Consider the following 6681-nt stretch of genomic DNA (forward strand, 5'->3'; position numbering starts at 1 on the left):
CGCCGGTCGGGCGCTCGGGGCCCATCGGGGCCGGGCCGGTCGGGGCCTCGGGGGCCGGTCGGGGCTCAGGGCGCGTGCCGCCAGTGCTCGGCGAGGTCGCCCCACAGGTAGGCGGAGGTCTCGACGCCCTTGAGGAGCAGATCGAGCTCGACCTTCTCGTTGGGCGCGTGCCAGCCGTCGGACGGGACGGAGATGCCGAGGAACAGCACGGGTGCTCCGAGGACGTCCTGGAGGTCGGCGGCGGGACCGGAGCCGCCCTCGCGCGTGAAGCGGACCGGTTGCTCGAAGGCTCTGCCCATCGCGCGGACGACGGACTGCAGCGCCGGGTGGTCCAGCGGCGTCAGGCACGGGCGCGTGGCGGAGCTGAAGGTGATCTCGCAACGGATGCCGTCGGGGACCTGGGCCACCGCCCAGTCGCGGACGGCCTTCTCGATGTGCCCCGGGTCCTGCCCCGCGACCAGCCGGAAGGACAGCTTCACCAGGGCGGAGGACGGGATGATCGTCTTGCTGCCGGCGCCCTGGTAACCGCCGCCGATGCCGTTGACCTCCGCGGTCGGGCGGGCCCAGACGCGCTCGAGGGTGCTGTATCCGGCCTCCCCCGCGGTGCCGTGGGACTTGGCGGTGGTGAGCCACTGCCGCTCGTCGAAGGGCAGCTCGGCGAAGAGTTCCCGCTCGCGGTCGGTGAGCTCGATCACGCCGTCGTAGAAGCCGGGGATCGCCACGCGCGCGTGCTCGTCGTGCAGGGCGGCGACCAGGCGGCCGACGGCGGTGGCCGGGTTGGGCACCGCGCCGCCGAAGGATCCGGAGTGGATGTCCTGGTCGGGGCCGTACAGCCGGATCTCGCACTCGGCGAGGCCGCGCATGCCGGTGCACACGGTGGGGGTGTCCTCGGACCACATGCCGGTGTCCGAGACGATCACGGCGTCGGCGGCGAGCCGCTCCGCGTGCCGCTCGACGAGCGACCGGAAGTGCGGTGAGCCGGACTCCTCCTCACCCTCGATCAGCAGCTTCAGATGCACGGCCGGGGTGGTGCGCCCGGTGGCGGCGAGGTGGGCGCGCACACCGAGGGTGTGGAAGAACACCTGCCCCTTGTCGTCGGCCGCCCCGCGCGCGTAGAGGCGGTTTCCCCTGACTACGGGCTCGAAGGGCTCGCTGTCCCAGCCGTCCGCGCGGGCGGCTGGCTGCACGTCGTGGTGGCCGTAGACCAGCACCGTGGGCGCCTCGGGGTCGGCGGAGGGCCACTCGGCGTAGACGGCCGGGGCGCCGGGGGTCGGCCAGACCTCGGCGGTCGGGAAGCCGGTCTCCTTGAGTTTGGCGGCGAGCCATTCGGCGCTGCGGTGCACGTCGGGGGCGTGTTCGGGCTGGGCCGACACGGAGGGGATGCGCAGCCACGCGGCGAGGTCGTCGAGGAAGGCGGCGCGGTGCTGCTCGATGTACGTACGGACGGCGCTGACGGCACTGTCAACGGGCTGGCTCATGGTCACGAGCCTATCGGCCCGCACCGACATCCTCGGCGTGCGGTATCTCACCGGCCGGCTCCCCCAGCAGCAGCCGCTCCAGTGCGGCGCGGTCCGGCAGCGCGTCGGGGCGTACGACCTCGCCGGTGCGCACGTACAGGAACGCGGCCGTGACGGACTCCGGCGGCACGCCCTGCTGCTCGGCCCAGGCCAGCCGGTAGACGGCGAGCTGGAGGGGGTCGGCGGTGGGCGCGCGGTTGGTCTTCCAGTCGACGATCTCGTACGTGGCCTGCTCGCCCTCGCCGGTCTTGTAGACGGCGTCGATGCGGCCCCGGATGACGCGTCCGGCGATGGCGAGCTGGAAGGGGGCCTCCACGCGGTGGGGTGTGCGGTGGGCGTACTCGGTGCGTTCGAAGGCGTCCTTGAGGGCCTGGAGATCGCGTTCGTCGGCGATCTCGGCCTCGCTGCCGGGCAGCTCTTCCGGCTCCAGCATGGGCAGGGTCAGTTCCTCGAAACGGGACTCGACCCAGGCGTGGAAACGGGTGCCGCGGCGGGCGGCGGGCTGGGGCGGGCGGGGCATGGGGCGGGCCAGTTCCCGGGCGAAGCCGTCCGGGTCGGCGGCCAGGCGCAGCAGCTGCGACGCGGTGAGCGAGGCGGGCAGTACGACCTCGGTGACGCTCTCACGGGCGCGCAGCAGCTCTCCGGTGAGGGCGTCGAGATCGCGGTCCCAGGAGGCGATGGTGCGGGCCTCTTCCGGCGTGAGGCGGCGCTCGGGCCTCCGGTGGCCGGTGGCCTCCGGTGAGCCGGCCTGGTGCGGGACGGCGGGCCGGTCCGTGCTGAAGGAGTCCCAGTCGTCCTGGGTGTCCGCCATGTCGTCCGGGAGAGGCTCGCCCTCGGTCAGGGAGGGGTCGTCCTCCCCAGCGAACGGGTCTTCCTCCTCGGGGAGAAATTCGTCGTCGTCCGGCGGCGGTGGCCAGTCCGGGTCGTCGTAGGTGTCCGGATCGTGTACGGCTGCGGGGTGGCCGTTCTCACTGCGAGCGAGGTCGTCGAGGTGGGCCAGGACCGTCTCGGCCGCGGCCCGGCGCCGGGCGAGCGCGGCGTCGTCGAGGGGCAGGGGCCACACCTGGTCGTCGGCGGGCCGGTGCAGCGCGGGGTTCTCCTCGTCCTCGGCGGGCTCGTCCGCCCACGCCTCGATCTCGCCGTACCCGGCGGCGCAGTGCTCGTAGAGGGCCTGGAGAAAGGCGGAGGGGCCTCGCGGCTTCTTCTGGGAGGGCCCCCACCAGTGACCGGAGCCGAGCAGCAGGGAGCGGGGCCGGGTGAAGGTGACGTAGCCGAGGCGCAGCTCCTCGGTGTGCTGGTGATCCTTCATGGCCTCGTGGAAGGCCTTCAGGCCGCGGGAGTCCCAGGAGGCCACGTCGGGCAGGGTGTCGGCGTCGCCGCGCAGCTCGTGCGGCAGCACCTTGCCCTGGGCGGTCCACTTCTCGCGGCCCTGGCTGCTGGGGAAGGTGCCAGTGACCAGGCCGGGGACGGCCACGACGTCCCACTCCAGGCCCTTGGACTTGTGCGCCGTGAGCACCTTCACGGTGTTCTCGCCGCCGGGCAGCGCGTTGTCGAGGCCCTTCTCGTACTGGGCGGCGGTGCGCAGGAAGCCGAGGAAGGCGAGCAGGGTCGCCTCGCTGTCGCCGGCGGCGAAGGAGGCGGCGATGTCGAGGAAGTTGGACAGGGTCTCGCGGCGGCGGGCGGCGAGCGCGTGCGGGGACGCCGACAGTTCGACCTCGAGGCCGGTGACGGCGAGGACGCGGTGCAGGACGTCCATCAGCGGGTCGGCCAGGGACCGGCGCAGGTCGCGCAGCTCGGCGGCGAGGCGGGCGAAGCGCACGCGCGCGTCGGGCGAGAAGGGCAGCCCGTCGTCGTCCCCGTGGCCGTCCAGCGGGGTCTCCAGGAAGGTGTCGAGGGCGTCGGCGAGCGAGATCACCTCGGCCGGGTCGACGCCTTCGACAGCCTCGGCGAGACGCCGGTCGGGATCGTCGTCGTCCTCCACGCGCGCGTGCGACACGAGCAGGCGGGCGCGGCGCCCCAGCAGGGCGAGGTCGCGCGGGCCGATGCGCCAGCGCGGACCGGTCAGCAGCCGCACCAGGGAGGCGTTGGCGCCGGGGTCCTGGAGCACCTCGCAGACGGCGACCAGGTCGGCGATCTCCGGCAGGTGCAGCAGCCCGGACAGGCCGACGACCTCCACGGGCACGTCCCGCGCGACGAGGGCGCCCTGGATCTCGGCGAAGTCGGTGGCGGTGCGGCACAGCACGGCGATCTCGCCGGGTGCCTTCCCCGTGCGCACCAGGTGGGCGATGGAGTCGGCGATCCAGTCGAGTTCCTCGGCGTGGGTGCGCAGCAGGGCGCAGCGCACCGTGCCGTCGCGTTCGGCGCCGGGGGCCGGGCGCAGGGCCTCCACGCCCGCGTGCAGGGCGCGCAGGGGTTCGGCGAGGCCGTTGGCGAGGTCCAGCAGACGGCCGCCGCTGCGGCGGTTCTCGCTGAGCGACTGACGGGTGGCGGGGCGGCCGTCGGCGTGCGGGAAGTGCTCGGGGAAGTCGTCGAGGTTGGCGACGGAGGCGCCGCGCCAGCCGTAGATCGCCTGGCAGGGGTCGCCGACGGCGGTCACGGGGTGGCCGGTGCCGCCGCCGAAGAGTCCGGCGAGCAGGACGCGCTGGGCGACGGAGGTGTCCTGGTACTCGTCGAGCAGCACCACGCGGAACTCGTCGCGCAGGATCCGGCCGACCTCGGGGATGGCGGCGAGCCGGGCCGACAGGGCGATCTGGTCGCCGAAGTCGAGCAGATCGCGTTCGCGCTTGGCGGCGCGGTAGCGCAGCACCAGCTCGGCGAGTTCACGTCGCGCGGCGGCCGCTTCGGGGACCTTGCGCAGGTCGGCGTTGGTGAGCTTGGTGTGCTCGAGGGTGCGCAGCAGTTCGGTGTCGTACGCGCGCAGGTCCTCGGGGCGTACGAGGTGCTCGGACAGCTCGCCGTCGAGGGTGAGCAGATCGCCGACCAGGTCCGGGAAGGAGCGGGTGAGGGCCGGGTAGGGGCCGGGGGCCTCGCGCAGTACGCGCGCGGCGAGCTGGTAGCGGGTGGCGTCGGCGAGCAGCCGGGAGGTGGGCTCCAGGCCGATGCGCAGGCCGTGGTCGGTCAGCAGGCGGCCCGCGAACGCGTGGTACGTGGAGATCACGGGCTCGCCCGGCGGGTTGTCCGGGTCGATGGCGTCCGGGTCGGTGACGCCGGCCTTGATCAGCGCCTTGCGGACGCGTTCGGCGAGTTCACCGGCGGCCTTGTTGGTGAAGGTGAGACCGAGCACCTGTTCGGGGGCGACCTGGCCGGTGCCGACCAGCCAGACCACGCGTGCCGCCATCACCGTGGTCTTGCCCGACCCGGCTCCGGCCACGATCACCTGCGGGGCGGGCGGCGCGGTGATGCAGGCCGTCTGCTCCGGGGTGAACGGGATGCCGAGGAGCTCCTTGAGCTGCTCGGGGTCGGTGATACGTGCGGGCACATCGAGGAAGGCTAGCGGCGGGCACTGACAACGGAGGCCGGAAGGCATCCGGTGGGGCGGAGAACCGCAGGTCGGCACAGGTGGTGCGATGCGTCACGCCGGTCTCGCGAGCGGGCTTCGGCGGGCCGTCACTCGACCACGTGCCGTTCACTCGACCACCTGCCGTCCCTCCGGCCGGGCGCTGCAGGAGGCGCGGAAGGCGCAGTGGGTGCAGTGCTGGCCGGCGCTCGGGGTGAACCGTTCGTCGAGGACCTTCCCGGCGGCGGTGGCCAGCAGGTCGCCGACCCACTCCCCCTCTAGCGGCTGCTGCGCCTGCACCTTGGGCAGCGTCTCGCCGCCGTCCCGCTGGGCCGCCCCCTGCCGCAGCTGGACCAGCTCGGCGCCGCCCGGCTCGGGGCGTACTCCGTCGAAGACGTCGTCGACGGCGCCCTCACGGACGGCGAGCTGGTAGACGGCGAGCTGCGGATGCCGTTCGACCTCTTTGGCGGTCGGGGCCTGCTTTCCGGTCTTGAAGTCGACGACGTACGCGCGGCCGTCGCCGTCGGCCTCGACGCGGTCCATCTGGCCCCGGATGCGGACCTGGTAGTCCCCCGCCTCCAGGGTGACGTCGAAGTCGTGCTCACTGGCCACGGGGGTGCGTCCGGTGCGGGCGCCGTTGGAGTCGACGTGCCACTTCAGGAAGCGTTCGAGCGCCACGCGCGCGTTCTCCTTCTCCTGGGCCGACTTCCACGGCGCGTCGAAGGCGAGCGCGTTCCACACAGAGTCGAGGCGCTCCATGAGCACGTCGAGATCGGCGGGGGTGCGTCCGGAGGCCACCTCGTCGGCGAGGACGTGCACCACGTTGCCGAAGCCCTGGGCGGCGGTGGCGGGTGCGTCGGCCTTCACCTCGCGGCCCAGGAACCACTGGAGGGCGCAGGTGTTGGCGAGCTGGTCGAGGGCACTGCCGGAGAGCACGACGGGCTGGTCGCGGTCGCGCAGCGGCACCTTGGACTCGGTCGGTTCGAACATGCCCCACCAGCGGTAGGGGTGGGCGGCCGGCACCAGCGGGCGGCCGTCCTCGTCGGCGAGCGCGGCGAGCCGGGCCAGCCGGCGGGCGGCGGCCTCCCTGAGGGCGCCGGAGACGCGCGGGTCCACGGTCGTGGCCCGCAGCTCGGCGACGAGCGCGGCCACCGACAGCGGGCGGCGCGGACGCCCGGTGACGTCCTTGGGCTCGACGCCGAGCTCGGTGAGGAACCGGGAGGGCTGGTCACCGTCGTCGGCCGGCGCCTTCACGGCGGTGACGACCAGACGCTCACGCGCGCGCGTGGCGGCCACGTAGAACAGGCGGCGCTCCTCGGCGAGCAGCGCGCCGGGGGTGAGGGGTTCGGCGAGTCCGTCGCGGCCGATGCGGTCGGCTTCCAGCAGGGAGCCGCGGCGGCGCAGGTCCGGCCACAGCCCCTCCTGGACTCCGGCCACGACGACCAGGTGCCACTCCAGGCCCTTCGAGCGGTGTGCGGTCATCAGGCGTACGGCGTCGGGCCGGGCGGCGCGCCGCGTGAGGGTGTCGGCGGCGATGTCCTCGGCCTCGATCTCCTCGAGGAAGTTCAGGGCGCCGCGGCCACCGGTCCGCTCCTCCGCGCGGGCGGCGGTCGCGAACAGCGCGCACACGGCGTCGAGATCCCGGTCGGCGTTGCGGCCGGCCGCGCC

General features: G+C 73.9%; 3 protein-coding genes. All 3 read right to left on the minus strand.

Annotated elements, in window-relative coordinates:
• Window positions 1-65: 65 nt before the first annotated feature.
• Window positions 66-1478, minus strand: coding sequence for a dipeptidase (locus N4P33_RS30825; protein WP_260830233.1), 1413 nt, complete (start codon window positions 1476-1478; stop codon window positions 66-68).
• A 10-nt stretch (window positions 1479-1488) separates the two neighbouring features.
• Window positions 1489-4995, minus strand: coding sequence for an ATP-dependent DNA helicase (locus tag N4P33_RS30830; RefSeq protein WP_260830234.1), 3507 nt, complete (start codon window positions 4993-4995; stop codon window positions 1489-1491).
• Between the two features lie 147 nt (window positions 4996-5142).
• Window positions 5143-6681, minus strand: a 1539-nt coding sequence (locus N4P33_RS30835; RefSeq protein ID WP_260830235.1) for a UrvD/REP family ATP-dependent DNA helicase, incomplete at its 5' end; no start/stop codon positions are given.

It is taken from the genome of Streptomyces sp. 15-116A (assembly GCF_025290915.1).
Classification (GTDB): domain Bacteria; phylum Actinomycetota; class Actinomycetes; order Streptomycetales; family Streptomycetaceae; genus Streptomyces.

What these genes read in the sequence shown, in the direction of transcription:
- N4P33_RS30825 (WP_260830233.1), bottom strand. Translation starts at nt 1,478, where the DNA reads ATGAGCCAGCCCGTTGACAGTGCCGTCAGCGCCGTCCGTACGTACATC.